The organism is Dickeya undicola (assembly GCF_000784735.1).
Lineage (GTDB): Bacteria > Pseudomonadota > Gammaproteobacteria > Enterobacterales > Enterobacteriaceae > Dickeya > Dickeya undicola.
Genome location: NZ_JSYG01000028.1, coordinates 1 through 18,974 on the forward strand (window position 1 = coordinate 1; position 18,974 = coordinate 18,974).

The window sequence follows — 18,974 nt, forward strand, 5'->3', positions numbered from 1 at the left end:
AATTTTAATTACACCCTCGTTTTCATATATCTTAAATATTTATCACCACAAAAATCCCACCAGGTTATTAATTAACACACAAAGAATACGGATGTTTTTCCGTAATAAAAAAGACACAAACTTTGTTATCTCTCTTTACGGTTTCGTCATATTTCTGTCTGTTCTACTCGACATCCTGTCCTGAATAGTCATTCTTCACCGGCGCTAACTCCTCTACTATTCCTGCCATACACAACCTCCGCAAGATATAACCTTACTTGTGCCTTACATACCCTTTAAGGAGGGGATCAATATGACTCGTCTGATCCACAAAAACATGGATGTTTGCGGTCCTGATACACAACTCGATATTATTTACCCCAACGATGAAGCGGCGACAGAGGTCAAGAAATACATCGCTGATATTTATCTAAAAACGTATAAAGCGACCATTTCCCCTTCACCCGATATCATTATTTGCAGTCGGAATGCCAGCGATAAAAAAATCGTCGCCAGTGCTGGAATTACTTTTGCCGCACAGCATGAGAAATTATTTTCTGAGCGTTATTTACCAGACTCACTGGAGTCATTGATAAACCAGAATACAACCCAGCCGATATATCGCCATCAACTGGTTGAAATCGGTGCATTGGCCTCCGATAACCCGAATGCGTCTGCCGACCTTATTCGCACTCTACCGATTCTTTCCTGGTTCATGGGAGCGACAGCTATTTTGTGTACCTCCACCCGGCGGTTAAGAAAACTACTGGATTATTACCACATCCCCTTTCAGCCGATCACAGAGGCTTCTCCGCTGTCGCTGTCAGAACAGGAGCGGCAAATCTGGGGGAGTTATTACGATCAGTCGCCCCAGACCGGTGTCATTCGCCTTTCCCAATGCGGCCACCTGTTTGAACACTTCTCAGGCCGTCTGATGATGGCGGATTTTACTAACATGATTCGGGAATCGCAGGTGGCGGCATGAATATTTTAAACCGCATTATCGAGCAGGCCGAACACACACCAGAGGCTCCGGCCATTATCCAGTTGCAGAGCGCTGGCGGAGAAACGCACTACAGTTATGCAGCCCTGCTGCACGATGTCCGCACACTGGCAGCAGACATTCTCGCCCGAGAAGCCGCACAACCTGGCAGCACACCACCCAAACCGGTCGGCCTGATTATGGGAAACAGCGCGGAATGGGTGGTGGCAGATTTAGCCCTGCTGTATGCCAACCGAGTAGAAGTACCCGTACCCTTGGCCTTTTCAGCCGAACAAGCCGCCTGGTTGCTACGCGATTGCGATGTCATCCTGATGGATACCGTCGGCCAGCAGCAACTGGATGTGTGGCGTCAACGCGGGCTATCACTGGATGCCACATTAATTCCGATTTCGTTATCCCATCTGCCGGGCTTGTCGGCCCATGCCGGAGAATCGCCTGATGCAACACAGGATACGATCATCAAAGTCATCCACACCTCTGGCACAACCAGCCATCCCAAAGGGGTACAAATTCGCCGTCATGGGCTGGACGCACTGGTTGAGGCGTTATGGCAGCGCGCTGCTCAAGGTGATTATCACCGTTATTTATGCCTTGTACCGCTGAGTCTGTTAATTGAGCAGGTCACGGCCATTTATATGCCATTAACCTCCGGCGGTGCCATTGTGTTACCCCCGGTGACATTACCTCCATTAGGCAGCCCTGGTGTACAGGCGGCGGACCGCTTATCGCTCATCGCCTCAGCCCGGCCAACCGCAATGACGATGACCCCGGCTCTGGTAGAAGCCCTGGCCGAAAAAGCCTGGGGTTGTACACAGGAACACCGGTTACAGGCCCTCTTTGGTCATGACCATCTGCCGTTGCTGGCAGTCGGTGGTGCCCCCGTGGACAGCGACATTCTGCATGGTCTAAACCAGCTCGGCATCCCGGTTTACGAGGGTTACGGCCTGAGTGAGAACAGCTCGGTTGCCTGCTGGAACAGCCGTGACGCCCATCGCATCGGCACCGTTGGTCAACCGCTGGCGCATGTCGACGTCCGCCTGAGCGAAGACGGTGAACTCTGCCTGCGCAGTTCGTCATTATTTGCCGGATACGCGGGCGAAGACCCCAGCAGTTGCCATGTTGATGACGACGGTTGGCTGCATACCGGCGACATTGCCAGACAGGATGATGACGGATTTATCTCCATCATTGGTCGCAAGAAAACCATGATCATCACGGCCAATGGCAGAAATATCTCCCCGGAATGGCTGGAAACCGCTTATCGCTCGGTGCCTGGCGTCCTGGCCGCGATTGTTTTTGGCGACAAACAGCAATTTCTTGGCGGCATTTTTATCGTCAATGACATCAGTAAAGCGGACACCATCCGTCACGCCATTCAGGACTATGCGCGCCAGCATTTGAATGAACTGGAGCAGATCAGTAATCCGATATTGCTCCCTCACCACCCAGACATCATGGAACAGCTGTTCACCGTTACCGGTCGGCCACGCCGTAATGCCGTAGCTGACTTTCTTACACTCAATGAGGCTAATGTCGAATGAATATCAAGGAAATGGCTCACACCCCCCACGCAGGGTTGATTATTGCTTCACAGGACGAAGGCGATGTTACCGCGCTGACATCAGACTATTTACTTAAACAACTCCGTACTCACGGCTATGTGATCCTGCGAGGTTTTCGTCACAGTATCGCGGATTTCTCCGAGCGCGTGCGCAGCACCAGCAGCCGTATCAGCCTGGACCCGGCCCGCAGCTTTGACGGCGACACCGCGCAAAAAGTCGATGCCGGTTATGACAAGGTCGGCCTGCATTGTGAAAACGGCAATAGTCCTTTCTGGCCGGATTTATGCTGGTTTTATTGCCAGAAAGCACCGCTGCAAGGCTCACAAACCACCGTCTGCGATGGGAAAGCCGTCTATGAAAAAATGACCGAAGCACAGCGTGCCGCGTTCCTGTCTCAGGATATTGTCTATTCACGACGCGTAGATGAGAAAAAGTGGAAAACCTATGCATTGCACGCGCTGGGCGGTCAGCCGGGTGCACCAACCGCGATTGACGACATCACGCTGGAACACCTGTACTCCGTAGCGCAAGGCGATGCCGGGATACAGATTGACGAGCTTGATGATGGCGCTATCCGTTATTCATTCCAGACACCTGCCATTATCGGCAGCCGCCTTAATTCAACGGAAATGCATAACTTCGCCAACAGTATTTTCGGGCCATCGAATAACTATGAAGTACCGGTTATTACCTTTGCCGACGGTAACCCTATTCCCGATACGCTGCTGGCAGCAATGGATGACCTGTGCGAAAGCCTGACGGTTGATGTCGGCTGGCAACAAGGCGATATCGTGCTGATTGACAACACGCGTGTCATGCACGGCCGCCGTCGTATCGAAGACAAAGACAGAACCATCTTCAATGCGCTGTCTTATATCTAACGACATTGCATAGCCACAACCACCTCATTATTAAGGAGTAAGGGAACTGATGCGTACAGAAAACGTCATGGATGCTTTCAAATCGATCAACCGATACGCTCATCTCAACAACCTGCATCCTAACCGGATGCCCTGGGAAGAAGCGGCCACCGACAACGAGTTAGCCTTTCTGTCGTGGGCGCTGGTTGGGCAACATGAACAACAGGAAAAAGCCGTTGCTTATCTGTACAAGGAGCTATCGCAATTAGCAGAAATCGAGATGCATGTATCCACGGTGATGACACGCATTTTGTGCGAGCTGCAATCGGATGCTCCCACCGTACTGGCAGGTGATGGTCTTTATCATGCGTTGTCGTGTTTTGCGTCAGAAGAGGTCAACCATGCCAATAGCTTTTATCAATATGTACGCCATCTTTCCGGCCGGGACATCAAGCTGAGCAATAACCTGCACCAGCAGCGTATTGCGCTCTATAGCGATAACGACGACCCGCTGATCAAACTGGCGGCGCTGTGTGCTACGGCCTATGTCGGCGAAACTGTCATTACCGTGTTCGAACGCCGTCTGAAAGTACTGGACCCTATGCAACATGGCTTCCTGACCCGGCTGCTGCACTTTCATGGGCTGGATGAAGCGCGACATATTCAGTGTGATCACGCCATTTTCGACCACCTGATCCCAAGCTTCACGACCAAACAGCGCACCCGAATGCACCAGTTGGTCACCGAAACAGAACGCTTGAATACCGAGTTGGCTAAAGCATCGGCCGAGACGGTGAAATCAGCGTTCGATATCGATTACACCGAAGGAAATGATGCCGCCGAGACTCAGTTGGCCATGACGCTGCGCTTTCGGGAGATCGTGCAGTCCGGCGAGATGATCCGCAAAGTGGACGATCACATGGATGACCAGACACAAGCATTAGTCGCCAATTTCTCCAAATCTTCTCATATACATAGCTGGAGTCCTTTCGCATGAAAGAACACGCTTTGAATGCGGCAGCCATGCCGCAACCTAAAACACGTTTAGGTGTGGTGGCGATTATCGCCACCCTTTTTCTTGCCGCTGTGGATAGCACCATTGTTAGTACCGCACTGCCTGCCATGCGCGATGAATTGGGCAACGCTGAACTCTGGCCCTGGATTATGTCCGGCTTCTTACTGCCCGTGGCGCTGATTGCTCCACTGGCCGGTGCCTGTGCCGATCGCCTCGGCGTCTCCATCACGCTGAAAACCTGCCTGATCGTTTTTCTGGCCGCTTCGGTTCTGGCGGCCATCAGCCCGACCATGATGTGGCTCATCGCGGCACGCGTGCTGCAAGGATGCAGCGCAGGCGGCCTGATTGTATTGACCTACGCACTACTCGCCAGCCTGTTTGACGCCAGTCAGCGAGGCAAAATGCAAGGTATGCTCAGTGCCGTCTGGGGACTTGCCGCAATTATTGGCCCACTGTGCGGCAGCGTGTTGACACACTGGTTCGGGTGGCGGTCTATCTTTTGGTTTAACATACCGGTAGGGCTGGGGGCCTTGCTGCTGCTCATGTTTACACCGGCGGTAGGCAAGCGACAGCACGCGGTTAGCCTCGATATGGTGGCGCAACTGTCGCTCATTGTGCTCGCCAGCATCCTGATGTGGCTGATGACTGGCACATCGTCGTTAGTGGTGCCCCGATTCGCGCCGGTCATTCTGCTGCTGATTAGCGCGGCGCTCTTGATCTTTCGCCTCTACAAACAACCGCTCAGCAGTCCGATTCCTGTCGAGTTTTTCCGTCATGGCGCGCTGTTCTCCGTGATTGTTTTAGTCATGCTCTCCAGCGCCGGGCTCTATGCCGCCGTCACGCTGCTTCCCATGGCACTCAGTCAGTCTGGTGGCACGCTGCTATCGGGCGGGTTACTCATCATGTTAGCCGCACTGGGATGGGTTGTGGGGTCAGCCGTATGCGGCAATCTGCTCGCCAGGCGCGGGTATCGCACAATGGCGGCCGCGGGTATGGCTTTGCTGACCATCGGCTGCATGGTGATGAATGCCGCACTGACGCTCAATAGCAAGCTGGTGATAGCGCTGGCGCTGGTCATGATTGGATTAGGTATGGGGTTTACCGCGACTACGACGCTGGTATTGGCGCAAAATAGCGCACCGCCTGAACGTCTTGGTGCCTGGACGTCAACCATTCAGTTTTTACGCAATATTGGCGCAGCGGTCGGTGTCAATCTGCTGGCTACGTTGCAACAACATATTCAATCAGGAAATACATATCAGACTTGTTTCGCGTTATTAGGGGGAAGTATGCTGGTAGGCGTAATTTTTTGTTTCCTTATCCCCAATTACTATCAAAAAACCTGATAATAACGGGTAACACTGATGGACGCATAATGGACGAGTTGAACCACCGGCACGATGCTTTTTTTACAGAACGTCTCCTCGATTCGGTTTCCTTGTCTGAAAATGTGCCGCACCAGCACACCCAAGGACAGTTTGTTCTGGTGCGTCAGGGAATTTTGTACGGTCATACGGCATTTCGAAACTGGCTGATCAAACCCGGCATGGCGGTGTGGATCCCGCCGAACGTCGTACATTGGGGACACGCCTTGCACCGGGTTGACTTAACGGTACTGTATGTCGCAGCGCATCTGTGCCCTTGCCCGTCCGATGACATCAAGCTGCTGGATGCGTCCGCGTTTATCGTCGGATTGTGCGAACGTCTGGCGTTTCCGCACGTAGCACTGAGCGATGAACGTCGTGCCCGCATCCTGCAACTGCTGTTCGAAGAAATTGATGAAATGCCTACCAGCAACCTCTCCCTGCCATTACCTGGCGATCACCGGCTGAAAAAGATCACCGACTGCCTTATCGCCACACCGGCACTACGCCGTAGTCTCTCTGAATGGGGAAAACTCGTCGGCGCAACCGAACGCACACTAGCCAGGCTATTTGTACGGCACACCGGTCTGCGATTCACTGAATGGCATAACCGGTTGTTGCTATCAGAAGCCTGGCGTGGGCTGGCTGACAACAAATCCAATGATGAACTGGCTATCCAGTTAGGGTTTTCATCCAGCGATTCCTTTGGTCATTGGTTCCGTCGCATGACAGACAGTAGCCCCAGCCACGCACGCCGACACCTCAACAAACAAAACCCCCCTGCCGTCTGATTTCACCATTGGGAGCACGGCGCTTACGTGCCATAAACTGTCGGTGTTCTGCCCCGCAGAGGCACCGATGCCCCCTGCGGTTTGCCGTCGAACAGATTGTCGCTTTCATTCGATACCGTGACCCTATCGAACATTCATGACTGAAGCGTGCTGCGCTACCGTAAGCACTCCACGATTCACGATAAAAAAGGAAATCACGATGCTGGAATATAATCTGATGAAATTGATACATGCCCTGGCTGCCGTGGCCGCTACCGGCCCGTTACTGTTTGCTCCCTGGCTTTCATGGCGGTTGCAATCCTGTCAGCAAAACACCGAAAAGCAACTGCTGCTGAGCGGATTAACGATTACCGACAGATTTTACAATATTGCAGGCTGGCTGCTGATGATCAGTGGTGCAGTCATGCTGTGGATGGAAGACTGGCATCGCTTATTCCAGTTGTGGTTTGTCCTGAGCGTTGCGCTGTTTGTCATCGACTCTATCGCGGAAAAAAAGTGGCGTGACCCAGCCACCACCGCACTCGACACCACCACGCCCGGTGCCTCGGGCTGGCAACAGCACACCACCCGGTTACACCGGGCGGTATTAACCCAAATGGGCTCAACCAGCCTGATTCTGCTGGTCATGCTATTACATAATCAGTTAACGGCAAGCCTGCTTAGCCTCACCCAATTTATCCGCTAAACCCCGCCGAACTCATTTCATCTAGCCGTCATCATCACGACGCCACCCAACCGGGTGGCTGTTCATCTTAATCACTATTTCTTTGAACTCTATCCAGAATTTTGTCCTGCTGACTTGAAGGCCGCGTTAAGGCTGCACTAGTGTTGGATCGAACTACCTCTCTGGCAGAGCACCATCGCTTTATAGGCGATGAGGCGTGCATGGTTATTGTCTGCGGCTGCCGCCCCTCCAAATAACGAGAATTCTACACATGGAAAAAAGTGCGATACGACAAAAGGCGCTTCTCATCGCGCTACCTTTACTGTTTTCCCCTCTGGCAAGTGCGGTACAACAGGCCGTGCTCGATACCCGTACAGCCCCCCTGATCACGGCTGACGGCCTGAAATTCAAAGATCTCAACCGCGACGGTAAACTCAATCCCTATGAAGACTGGCGCTTGCCGCCAGCTCAACGTGCAGCAGACCTGGTGTCTCGCATGACGCTGGCGGAAAAAGCCGGGGTAATGATGCACGGTTCCGCCCCCACCGCTGGCAGTGTGACCGGAGCCGGTGCCCAGTACGATCTCACGGCGGCCAACGTCATGATCGCCGAACGCTACGTCAACAGCTTTATTACCCGGCTTTCCGGCGACAACCCGGCCCAGATGGCGGAAGAAAACAACAAACTACAACAACTGGCGGAAGCCACCCGGCTGGGCATCCCCGCCACCATCAGTACCGACCCGCGCAACTCATTCCAGTCACTGGTCGGCGTTAGCGTGTCGGTCGGTAAATTCAGCAAATGGCCGGAAACCCTCGGTCTGGCCGCTATCGGCGACGAGGAGCGGGTGCGCCACTTTGCCGACATCGTGCGCCAGGAATATCGCGCGGTCGGCATCACCGAAGCGCTGTCTCCCCAGGCCGACCTGTCTACCGAGCCACGCTGGCCGCGTATTGACGGCACCTTCGGTGAAGACCCCGAGTTGACCAAAAAGATGGTGCGCGGTTATGTCACCGGAATGCAGAACGGCAACAGCGGACTTAACAGCCAGAGCGTAATTTCCGTAGTGAAACACTGGGTCGGCTATGGCGCAGCGCAGGACGGCTGGGACAGCCACAACGCCTATGGCAAGTACGCGCTGTTCCGTCAAAATAACCTGCAATGGCATATCGACCCGTTTACCGGCGCGTTTGAAGCCCACGCTGCGGGTATCATGCCCACCTATTCCATTTTGAGAAACGCCCGTTGGCACGGCAAACCGATCGAGCAGGTCGGCGCTGGTTTCAACCGTTTCCTGCTCACCGACCTGCTGCGCGGCCAGTACGGTTTTGATGGCGTGATCCTCAGCGATTGGCTGATCACCAACGACTGCAAAGGGGACTGTCTGACCGGTGTCAAACCCGGTGAAAAACCGGTGCCACGCGGTATGCCGTGGGGGGTGGAGGATCTGACGCCCGCCGAGCGTTTCATCAAGGCGGTTAACGCTGGGGTTGATCAGTTTGGTGGCGTAACCGACTCAGCCCTGCTGGTGAAAGCAGTACAGGACGGCCTGCTGAGCGAAGCCCGGCTGGATACCTCGGTCAACCGTATCCTGAAGCAGAAATTCCAGACCGGGTTATTCGAGCGCCCTTACGTCAATGCCGTGCAGGCTAACGATATCGTTGGCAGAACGGATTGGCAGCAACTGGCGGACGATACCCAGGCACGAGCGCTGGTTTTATTGCAAAACAACAATCTCCTGCCGCTGCGTACAGGTAGCCGAATCTGGCTATACGGCATTGACGCGAAAGCCGCTCAGGCGGCAGGGTTTATCGTCGTGGATGCGCCAGAAAAGGCGGACGTGGCGCTGATTCGTACTCATACCCCATACGAGCAGCCGCACAAAAACTTCTTTTTCGGCAGCCGTCACCATGAAGGGTCACTGGCGTTTCGCGCCGACAACCCGGATTATCAGGCCATTGTGCGTGCCAGCGCCCACGTGCCGACGCTGGTCACCGTCTATATGGAGCGCCCGGCGATCCTCACCAACGTCGTGGACAAAACCCGTGCGTTGATCGCCAACTTCGGCGTCAGCGACACGGTACTGCTGAATCGGCTGGTTTCCGGCGCGGCTTACACCGCGAAACTGCCCTTCGAACTCCCCTCTTCCATGCAGGCGGTACTGAAACAGCAACCCGACTTACCCTACGACAGCAATAAGCCGTTATTCCCGTTCGGCTACGGCCTGCCGCACTAACCTTCGTTGCCCCGGTTCGTCCGGGGCAACCATTCCCGCTATCGCGCATCGTCCTGGGCAAACGCCACGCCGTGTTTTGTGATTCGTAGCACACTGACAATATTAGCGTTATCATCACTTCCACGGTTAATCAGGATTTCTCCTTATGCGTAATACCATCACGCTTTGCTGGCAGTATTTACGCGCTTTCGCATTGATTTATCTGTGCCTGTTCGTCGGCAATGCGATATCCGCGTTACTTCCTATCACCATTCCCGGCAGCATCCTCGGTATGCTGGTGCTGTTCGCGCTGCTGGCGTCGCAGATTCTGCCGCCCAACTGGGTCAAACCCGGTTGTCATCTGCTGATTCGCTACATGGCGCTGCTGTTTGTGCCCATCGGGGTCGGGGTGATGAACTACTATAGTGTGCTACGCGACCAGTTCGGCCCGATTGTTGTCTCCTGTCTGGTCAGTACCTTCGTGGTGATGATCGTCGTCGGTTACAGCACCCAGATGATGCACGGCGACCGGCAGACTGGCAGCCGGAACAGCGCAGAAACGAAGGGAGAAGAATAATGCTGAATTATTTGTGGTGGTCGCTGCCGCTGACGCTGGCGGTGTTCTTTGGTGCCCGCAAGGTGGCGATGACGCTAAAAATGCCGTTGCTGAACCCGTTGCTGGTGTCGATGCTGGTGATCATTCCGCTGCTGCTGGTGCTGGATATCCCTTACAACCACTATTTCAGCGGCAGCGCCATCCTCAACAGCCTGTTGCAACCGGCGGTGGTGGCGCTGGCGTTTCCGCTGTATGAACAGCTACATCAAATCCGCGCACGCTGGAAATCCATCATCAGCGTCTGTTTTATCGGCAGCGTGACCGCCATTATTTCCGGCACCGTCATCGCTCTGTGGCTGGGCGCTTCGCGGGAAATCGCCGCCTCGGTGTTGCCGAAGTCGGTCACCACGCCGATCGCCATGGCGGTCGCCAGTTCCATCGGCGGCATTCCGGCCATCAGCGCCATGTGCGTGATTTTCGTTGGCATCGTCGGTGCCGTGCTCGGCCACACGCTGTTCAACCGGCTGAAAATCCATGCCAAATCCGCCCGCGGGCTGGCGATGGGCACCGCCTCGCACGCGCTGGGCACCGCCCGCTGCGCGGAAGTGGACTTTCAGGAAGGCGCCTTCAGTTCGCTGGCGCTGGTGATTTGCGGCATCATCACCTCGCTGATCGCCCCGTTTCTATTTCCGGTGATCGTGCGCCTGATGGGTTAACGCTGCCAGACGGTGGTTCATAGCCACCTCCGCAATACCAACCGGGTTTGCGTCGATAAACTTGAGATAAATCTCGCATTTGTGATTTCTTTTTCATGTATTTCATATAAAAAGTGATAATAATCACAAAACATTGCTGCGTGTCTGACCAGACTCTGGTTAACACGCTCTGAAAACCGGGAAAGAGAAACCATCATGCAAGCACGCTTCCACGACGCTTTCACGCAACTGCCTGCGGCGCTGCAAGCCGCGCTGGCACCGATACTGGCACGTGATGATTTTGCCGCCATGCTGACTGCCGATGATGTCAGCAGAATTTGCGCCCAGTGCCAGCTCGACGCCGACAGTCTGGCTTTTGAACTGCTCCCGCTGGCCGCCGCCTGTGCGTTAACCCCCGTATCCGACTTTCATGTCGGCGCGATAGCACAGGGTGTCAGCGGTGCCTTCTACTGGGGTGCCAATATGGAGTTCGACGGCCTGCCGCTGCAACAGACCGTCCACGCCGAGCAAAGTGCTGTCAGCCACGCCTGGATGCGTAATGAGCCTGCGCTACGGGCCGTAACCGTGAACTATACCCCCTGCGGACACTGCCGCCAGTTCATGAATGAACTCAACAGCGCGCCTGCATTGCGCATTTGTCTACCGGGCCGCTTGCCTGCACAACTCAGCCACTACTTGCCGGATGCATTTGGCCCACGAGATTTAGCCATCACGACCCTGTTGATGGATGACATCGATAACGGATTAGCGCTGACGACGGATGATGCATTGTGCCAACTGGCCTTATCGGCCGCTAATCGGAGCCATGCTCCGTACAGTAAAGCATTCAGCGGCATCGCGCTGGAAACCCGGCGCGGTCGCCGTTACACCGGGCGTTATGCGGAAAACGCCGCCTTTAACCCCAGCCTGCCGCCATTGCAGGCAGCGTTGAATCTGGTCAATCTGGCTGGTGAGGCACTCAGCGATATTCAGCGGGCAGTGCTGGTGGAATCCAGCCATGTGACACTCAGCCAGTGGAGTCTGGCCCAGCCGTTGCTGGCGTCATTCGGCTGCACCGATGTATGCCGCAAGTTGGCGCACTAACCCTGATGCGCCGCGATAACATTCCGTATGGCGGCGCAGCCCAGAGTTGGTGGTTGAGGGTTCACACCGTGTGAGTAAGACCAGCCTCCTCATGCCCCTCTTTTTCCAGCAGAAGCGCGACAATATGTGACTTTCTCCACATATTTTTCATATGCAAGTCATCTGTAATTATTTTAATTAACAATCCCTGTACATATTTTTGGGGTACTTTAAGATCCACGTTATCCTATCGCTTCGTTGGTTCTTCGAACCGATTTCCGCTACCCAAAGAGTCGAAAGTCATGGAATTGGAATACGAAAGTAAACGTCCGCTTTATATCCCTTACGCCGGTCCTATCCTGCTCGAATTTCCCCTACTGAACAAAGGCAGTGCCTTTACCGAGGCGGAGCGCGCCCAGTTCAACCTGCACGGTCTGCTGCCTGAAGCGGTGGAAACCATTGAAGAGCAGGCAGAGCGCGCCTGGCGGCAGTATCAGGAATTCAAAAACGACATGGAAAAGCACGTGTACCTGCGTAACATTCAGGACACCAACGAAACCCTGTTCTACCGCTTGCTGGAAAACCACCTGAGCGAAATGATGCCGATCATTTATACGCCGACGGTGGGTGCCGCCTGTGAGCATTTCTCCGACATTTACCGTCGTGCCCGCGGCCTGTTTATCTCCTACCCCAACCGCGAGCATATCGACGATATGCTGCAAAACGCCACCAAACAAAACGTAAAAGTCATCGTGGTGACCGACGGCGAGCGTATCCTCGGCCTGGGCGACCAGGGCATCGGCGGTATGGGTATTCCTATCGGTAAACTGTCGCTGTACACCGCCTGCGGCGGCATCAGCCCGGCTTACACCCTGCCGGTGGTACTGGATGTCGGCACCAACAACCCGCAGTTGCTCAACGACCCGCTGTACATGGGCTGGCGTCACCCGCGTATTACCGGTGACGAATACTATGAGTTCGTAAACGAATTCATTCAGGCAGTAAAACGCCGCTGGCCGAACGTGCTGCTGCAATTTGAAGACTTCGCCCAGAACAACGCCATGCCGCTGCTGAACCGCTACCGCGACGAAATCTGTAGCTTCAACGACGACATTCAGGGCACCGCCGCCGTCGCGCTGGGCAGCCTGATCGCCGCCAGCCGTGCAGCCGGTAGCCAGCTGCGCGACCAGACCGTAGCCTTCCTGGGTGCTGGTTCCGCTGGTTGTGGTATCGCTGAGCAGATCATCGCCCAGATGAAATCCGAAGGCCTGAGCGATGAAGAAGCTCGCGCCCGTGTATTCATGGTGGACCGCTTTGGCCTGTTGACCGACAAGCTGCCGAACCTGCTCGACTTCCAGAGCAAACTGGTGCAGAAAAGTGAAAACCTGGCTAAATGGGACATCGCCAGCGACGCTATCTCATTGATGGACGTCATGCGTAACGGTAAACCGACCATCCTGATCGGCGTATCCGGCCAGCCTGGCCTGTTTACGGAGGAGATCATCCGTGAAATGCACAGCCACTGCGCCCGTCCGATCGTGATGCCGCTGTCCAACCCGACCTCCCGCGTAGAAGCGCGTCCGGAAGACATCATCCGTTGGACCGACGGCGCGGCGCTGGTAGCCACCGGCAGCCCGTTCGCCCCGGTACAGCACAAGGACAAGATTTATCCGATCGCCCAGTGCAACAACTCCTACATTTTCCCCGGCATCGGTCTGGGTGTACTGGCTTGTGGTGCCAAGCGCATCACTGACGGCATGTTGATGGCCTCCAGCCGCGCGCTGGCCGACTGCTCGCCGCTGGCAAGCCAGGGAGAAGGTCCGCTGTTGCCGGAAGTCAGCACCATTCAGGAAGTCTCCAAGCACATTGCGCTGGAAGTTGCTAAAGCGGCTCAATTGCAAGGCGTTGCGGAAGTGACATCCGAAGACGCGCTGGTGAAAGCGATTGCCCACAACTTCTGGCAACCGCAATACCGTACCTACAAGCGCACCTCTTTCTGATAGCGCTTTCCGATCGCGCTGACGTTCGCGCGGTCGTCGTTTCATTCAGACGCGGCCCCGGCCGCGTTTTTTTATCCCCCGCGCCGTCGACACACCGGATTCTCCCACCCGGTGATTTCTGCCATAATGGCAACCTATAAATACATCACGCTACCTGTTTTCAATACGATACCTGTTCTGCCCGCCCAGCATTCTGGCGAAAAGAACTGTGGAGCTGTCATGGATACTTCAGGTTTACTCTCTCTGGAACAGGCGCTGCAAACCATGCTGGCGCAAGTTTCCCCCCTCACCGCCACAGAGACAGTTTCGATTTATCAGGCTGCCGGTCGCATCACCGCGACAGCGGTACACTCCCCCCTCGACGTGCCCCCATTCGATAATTCTGCGATGGATGGCTATGCCGTGCGTTGTCATGAACTGACCGGCCAGCCATTGCCGGTGGCGGGGAAAGCCTTTGCGGGTGCCCCCTTCGAGGCCAACTGGCCCGCAGGCAGTTGCATCCGTATCATGACTGGCGCACCGATTCCCGTTGGTGCCGACGCGGTGGTGATGCAGGAAGACACGGAAAGTGATGCCGACGGCCGGGTCCATTTCACCCGTGCGGTTAAGACAGGCCAGAACATCCGCCGTACCGGTGAGGATATCCGCCGTCAGGCGCCGGTACTGCCAGTGGGCACCCGACTGGGTGCGGCCGAACTGCCATTACTGGCGTCCCTTGGCATTGCTACCGTCGAGGTGGTGCGCCGCCTGCGAGTGGCGTTGTTTTCCACCGGCGACGAATTACAGCCAGTCGGTGAGCCGTTACAGGCCGGACAGATTTACGACACCAACCGCTTCACCGTGCGCCTGATGTTGGAACAACTGGGCTATGAGGTCGTCGACCTCGGTATCGTGCGTGACGACCCGGCGGCGCTACGTCAGGTATTCCAGCAAGCAGATCAGGCAGCTGACGTGGTGATCAGCAGCGGTGGCGTGTCGGTGGGTGAAGCGGACTACACCAAACAGATGCTGGAAACGTTGGGCGATATTCGCTTCTGGAAGCTGGCGATCAAACCCGGCAAGCCGTTTGCTTTCGGCAAGCTGAGCCACGCCTGGTTCTGCGGGCTACCGGGCAACCCGGTGTCCGCCGCCGTCACCTTTTATCAACTGGTGCAACCGCTGCTGGCACGGCTGTCCGGTCATACCGGTTGGTCATTACCGACGCGTGTTAGGGTTAAGACGGCGACTGCGTTGAAAAAATCGCCCGGTCGACTGGACTTCCAGCGCGGCCTATTGACCCGTACCGCCGAAGGCGATCTGGAAGTGCATACCACCGGCCACCAGGGGTCCCATGTGTTTAGCTCATTTAGCCAGGGCAACTGCTTCATCGTGCTGGAAGCCGAGCGTGGCCGGGTGGACGCGGGCGAATGGGTGGACGTCGAACCGTTTAACGCCTTGTTGCAGAGTCACTACTGATGTTGCCTGAACTGACTGATGAAGAAACCTTGCGCTATAACCGGCAAATCGTCCTGCGTGGATTTGATTTTGATGCACAGGAGCGCCTGAAGGCCTCACGGGTATTGATCGTCGGGTTAGGTGGGCTGGGCTGCGCCGCCGCGCAGTACCTGGCTTCAGCAGGAGTCGGTCATCTGACCCTGCTGGATTTTGATACCGTGTCGTTATCTAACCTGCAACGCCAGGTGTTACACCGCGACGATCGTATCGGTATGCCGAAGGTGGAGTCCGCCCGGCTGACTTTGCAGAGCATCAATCCGCATTGTCATATCACGCCAGTTCAGGACCATCTGGACGATGACGCGCTGCTGGCGCAGGTGATGCAACACGATGTGGTGGTGGATTGCACCGACAATGTGTCGATTCGCGATCGGCTCAACCGCCTCTGCTTTATGCAAAAAACGCCGCTGGTGTCCGGTGCAGCGATTCGTATGGAGGGGCAAATCAGCGTCTTTACCTATCAGCCGCAGGAGCCTTGTTACCGCTGCCTCAGCCGTCTGTTTGGCGACAGCGCGTTAACCTGCGTCGAAGCAGGCGTCATGGCACCACTGGTTGGTGTAATCGGCTCATTGCAGGCACTGGAAACCATCAAACTGCTGGCCCACTATGGGCAGCCGCTGGCCGGTAAACTGCTGTTGTTTGACGCCATGACGATGCAATTTCGTGAGATGCGATTGCCGAAAAATCCGGACTGCGACATCTGCGGGCAAACAAGCTAAACCCCGCCGGGGGTGAAATTGATGTAAGATGATGCGCTCTGGTTATCCACAAGGTCGCCGTATCATGACGCAATCCTTAACTGTTGAAGAGCGCATTCAGCATTCCATCACCCGGGTCGCTAAAGTGGTTTTCCCCACCACGATCAACCATCATTCAACGCTATTTGGCGGCACGGCGCTGGCGTGGATGGACGAAATTTCGTTTATTACCGCCACCCGTTTCTGCCATAAACCACTGGTCACCGTCTCCACCGAAAAAATCAACTTCACTACCCCTATCCCATCGGGCACCATTGTGGAGCTGGTCGGGCAGGTGAGCCGGGTCGGGCGCACCAGCCTGACGGTGGATGTATCGGTGTATCTGGAGCAAATGTACGCCGAAGGCCGCACCAAAGTGATTACTGGCCAGTTCAATTTTGTCGCGGTGAATGACGAAGGACGCCCGATTCCGTTATTCTGATAGTCGGTCACTTTCATTGCCAACGCACAAAATAACACGGGTGCACACCCATTTCGTCAACGGGTTCCTCTGGTCGCCCTGGCATCATCACACTTTTCCCGGCGGGTAAAAATAATGATTTCCGTCTGCATGATAATCAAAAACGAGGCCAGGCATCTTGCTGGCACGCTGGCATCCATCGCCGCCCATTTTGACGATATCGTGATTGTCGATACCGGTTCCACCGATAACTCCAAGGCCATCGCCAGCCAATTCACAACCAATATCCATGATTTCGCATGGGTTGCCGACTTTTCCGCCGCGCGTAATGCATCGCTGGATTATGCTCGTCACGATTGGGTGCTGGTGATCGATGCCGATGAGGAAATCGAATCGATTGATATCGATGCGTTATACGCACTGATCAAAGCACACCCGCAGGCGATCGGCCGCGTGGAGCGCATCAATTATCTGGATGAAGGGGGCGATACCACAACCGTTCGGGAATCGATCAATCGGTTATTTCGTAAAGATCGTTATCATTACAGCGGCATTATTCATGAGCAGGTTACGCCACGGGAAATCAACACGTCACCGGCCCCCGCATTTATCGCCCCGATACGCCTGAATCATGTGGGATATAAACAAGAAATACTGCAAGAAACCGACAAAATCGCACGAAATATCACCCTGCTGAAACAGGCACTTGAAACACAGACTGACGATCCTTACTTACTGTTTCAATTGGGGAAAAGTTATTACCTGAAGCGGGACTATACCTCTGCAATTGATTATTTCCGACAGGCACTACGTTTTGAAACCAATTTTATGTACGAATATACCGAAGACCTGGTAGAAACCTATGGTTATGCGCTGATCAATCAGGGCGACTACGCGGCAGCTATGGATATTATTCACTATGAATCCCATTTTTCATCCACTGATTTTATGTTTTTAAAAGCACTGATTCTGATGAATAATGGCCAACTGCAAAATGCGGTTGATTTGTTTATCCACTGCACAAAAATGCCAGCAGGAAATAAAGAAGGCGTCAATTCTTATAAAGCCAATTATAATGTTGGTGTAATTTTGGAATGTGTCGGCATGAAGCAGAAGGCGCTGGAGTTTTATCAAAAGTGCGGCAATTACGCACTGGCACGTGATGGTATACAACGTCTGGTTCATTGAGGCAATATGATACGCCGCCTCTGATATTTTTTCAGCGGCGGCGTGTATACCTGAATCATTGATTCATATTCTTCATCATTTATTTCAAAACGACACAACATCGCTGTATTCGAGTCATCTCCCTAGTCATATTACTGTTATAGGGTTACCGCGAAGTAACCTAGGCACTTTCAGGTAATTCGTTGTTTATGTAAATCTGACGCGATAATATGTTACTCATATCTGAGCGGAGCTTATCGTTTTTAAGTTCTGTTTTTATCTGGCCATACTTGAGGAAATGCTATGAGCAAGATTGCAGTTGTCTACTATTCTGGCTACGGCCACACCAAATTTATCGCTGAACAGGTTGCGGAAAGCGCTAAAGCCAGCCTGATCGCTATCGACAGCAACGGTGACATCACCGACGCGGACTGGGAAACACTGAACGCCGCAGACGGCATTATCTTCGGCGCGCCGACCTACATGGGCAACGCTCCCTGGCAGTTCAAGAAATTCGCCGACGCCAGCTCCAAAGTCTGGTTTACCCGCGGCTGGCAGGACAAGGTGTTTGGCGGCTTCGTTAACAGCGCCAGCCTGAACGGCGACAAACAAGTGACGCTGATTTATCTGCAGACGCTGGCGGCACAGCACGGCGGCATCTGGGTCAGCCTGGGTCAGTTGCCAGCTAACGCGCTGGCGTCCACCCGTAACGACGCCAACAACCTCGGTGGTTCCGCCGGTGCGCTGATTCAGTCGCCGTCCGACGCCGGTGCCGATGCCATCCCGGCAGGCGATCTGGAAACCGCCAAACTGTACGGCGCGCGCGTTGCTGAGATTACCCGTCGCCTGCACGGTTAATGCCGTTTTTTAATGACATGCCCGGATTGCCGGGCATGTGTGCTGTTTATAGGCAACAAAGCGGACTGAGGATATCAGCCCGCTTGTCTGGTTAGGCGTATCGTTCAGAGACTATGGCTGTTGATAGGCCAGCTTGTAGTTACCTGCCGTCACGGTTTTAAACGTCACTTTATCCGGATACCAGCGGATTTCCACTTCGGCTTCGGTTTGCTTTTTCCAGGCTGAAGACACCGCTGACAGCACAATCTGGTCTACCTTTGCATCATCAGTAACACCATTAGGCACAGATAAACCAAACGCAAAAGCAATATTATCAAGCACCCCCTGTGTATTCGCATATAACAGTGCCCATTGCGTATTAGTCAGAGCATTCAGTACTGATGCTGACACACCTTGGTGTATTTAATTTATCTGCCCCGTTACGGTCAATAGTTAATGTGCCAATAGAAATAAATGTACTACCGTTCCATGTAAACCACTCATTCCCATCGGCTTTGTTGAATAAATCGA

At 54.4% G+C, this 18,974-nt stretch carries 18 protein-coding genes; 17 read left to right on the forward strand and 1 reads right to left on the reverse strand.

Annotated features, from left to right (window positions below):
* Positions 1-292: 292 nt before the first annotated feature.
* The 17 genes from OB87_RS13345 (at position 293) to OB87_RS13425 (ending at position 18,464) form a co-directional block, all read left to right on the forward strand.
* Positions 293-964, forward strand: coding sequence for a thermostable hemolysin (locus tag OB87_RS13345; protein WP_033569921.1), 672 nt, complete (start codon positions 293-295; stop codon positions 962-964).
* Entirely contained in the window at positions 961-2,523 is a 1,563-nt protein-coding gene (locus tag OB87_RS13350) for an AMP-binding protein (protein WP_033569922.1), read from the forward strand. The genes OB87_RS13345 and OB87_RS13350 overlap by 4 nt, the downstream gene beginning before the upstream one ends.
* A complete protein-coding gene (locus OB87_RS13355; RefSeq protein WP_050515720.1) occupies positions 2,520-3,425 on the forward strand; it encodes a TauD/TfdA family dioxygenase in 906 nt (301 codons plus the stop codon). The genes OB87_RS13350 and OB87_RS13355 overlap by 4 nt, the downstream gene beginning before the upstream one ends.
* A 49-nt stretch (positions 3,426-3,474) precedes the next feature.
* On the forward strand, positions 3,475-4,401 hold the full coding sequence (locus OB87_RS13360; RefSeq protein WP_033569923.1) for a hypothetical protein: 927 nt from the start codon (positions 3,475-3,477) through the stop codon (positions 4,399-4,401).
* A complete protein-coding gene (locus tag OB87_RS13365) occupies positions 4,398-5,765 on the forward strand; it encodes an MFS transporter (protein ID WP_033569924.1) in 1,368 nt (455 codons plus the stop codon). Before OB87_RS13360 ends, OB87_RS13365 begins: the two co-directional genes overlap by 4 nt.
* Positions 5,766-5,794: 29 nt before the next feature.
* Positions 5,795-6,574: a helix-turn-helix domain-containing protein gene (locus OB87_RS13370; protein ID WP_033569925.1), complete on the forward strand. Its 780-nt coding sequence runs from the start codon at positions 5,795-5,797 to the stop codon at positions 6,572-6,574.
* Between the two features lie 199 nt (positions 6,575-6,773).
* Positions 6,774-7,259, forward strand: coding sequence for a hypothetical protein (locus OB87_RS13375; protein WP_033569926.1), 486 nt, complete (start codon positions 6,774-6,776; stop codon positions 7,257-7,259).
* A 250-nt stretch (positions 7,260-7,509) separates the two neighbouring features.
* A complete protein-coding gene (locus tag OB87_RS13380) occupies positions 7,510-9,474 on the forward strand; it encodes a glycoside hydrolase family 3 protein (RefSeq protein ID WP_033569927.1) in 1,965 nt (654 codons plus the stop codon).
* A gap of 145 nt (positions 9,475-9,619) precedes the next feature.
* Positions 9,620-10,030 (forward strand): CidA/LrgA family protein, encoded by a 411-nt coding sequence (locus tag OB87_RS13385; protein WP_033569928.1) that lies wholly within the window; start codon positions 9,620-9,622, stop codon positions 10,028-10,030.
* Positions 10,030-10,725: a CidB/LrgB family autolysis modulator gene (locus OB87_RS13390; RefSeq protein ID WP_033569929.1), complete on the forward strand. Its 696-nt coding sequence runs from the start codon at positions 10,030-10,032 to the stop codon at positions 10,723-10,725. The genes OB87_RS13385 and OB87_RS13390 overlap by 1 nt, the downstream gene beginning before the upstream one ends.
* Before the next feature lie 195 nt (positions 10,726-10,920).
* Positions 10,921-11,808 carry a cytidine deaminase gene (gene cdd, locus OB87_RS13395; protein ID WP_033569930.1) on the forward strand — a complete coding sequence of 296 codons (888 nt, stop codon included), beginning with the start codon at positions 10,921-10,923 and terminating at the stop codon, positions 11,806-11,808.
* A 281-nt stretch (positions 11,809-12,089) separates the two neighbouring features.
* Positions 12,090-13,787, forward strand: coding sequence for an NAD-dependent malic enzyme (locus OB87_RS13400; RefSeq protein WP_033569931.1), 1,698 nt, complete (start codon positions 12,090-12,092; stop codon positions 13,785-13,787).
* A 219-nt stretch (positions 13,788-14,006) separates the two neighbouring features.
* Complete coding sequence (moeA, locus tag OB87_RS13405) at positions 14,007-15,242, forward strand: molybdopterin molybdotransferase MoeA (RefSeq protein WP_033569932.1); 1,236 nt, start codon at positions 14,007-14,009, stop codon at positions 15,240-15,242.
* Positions 15,242-16,000: a molybdopterin-synthase adenylyltransferase MoeB gene (gene moeB / locus OB87_RS13410; protein ID WP_033569933.1), complete on the forward strand. Its 759-nt coding sequence runs from the start codon at positions 15,242-15,244 to the stop codon at positions 15,998-16,000. Before moeA ends, moeB begins: the two co-directional genes overlap by 1 nt.
* 64 nt (positions 16,001-16,064) lie before the next feature.
* Complete coding sequence (locus OB87_RS13415) at positions 16,065-16,460, forward strand: acyl-CoA thioesterase (protein WP_033569938.1); 396 nt, start codon at positions 16,065-16,067, stop codon at positions 16,458-16,460.
* A 114-nt stretch (positions 16,461-16,574) separates the two neighbouring features.
* The gene (locus tag OB87_RS13420; RefSeq protein ID WP_033569934.1) at positions 16,575-17,627 is read left to right on the forward strand and encodes a glycosyltransferase family 2 protein; all 1,053 of its coding nucleotides are present in this window, start codon (positions 16,575-16,577) and stop codon (positions 17,625-17,627) included.
* Positions 17,628-17,909: 282 nt separating this feature from the next.
* A complete protein-coding gene (locus OB87_RS13425) occupies positions 17,910-18,464 on the forward strand; it encodes a flavodoxin family protein (protein WP_033569935.1) in 555 nt (184 codons plus the stop codon).
* A 111-nt stretch (positions 18,465-18,575) separates the two neighbouring features.
* On the opposite strand, the gene OB87_RS20940 is transcribed toward OB87_RS13425, so the two are convergent.
* Positions 18,576-18,749: a hypothetical protein gene (locus OB87_RS20940; protein ID WP_200884295.1), complete on the reverse strand. Its 174-nt coding sequence runs from the start codon at positions 18,747-18,749 to the stop codon at positions 18,576-18,578.
* Positions 18,750-18,974: the final 225 nt, after the last annotated feature.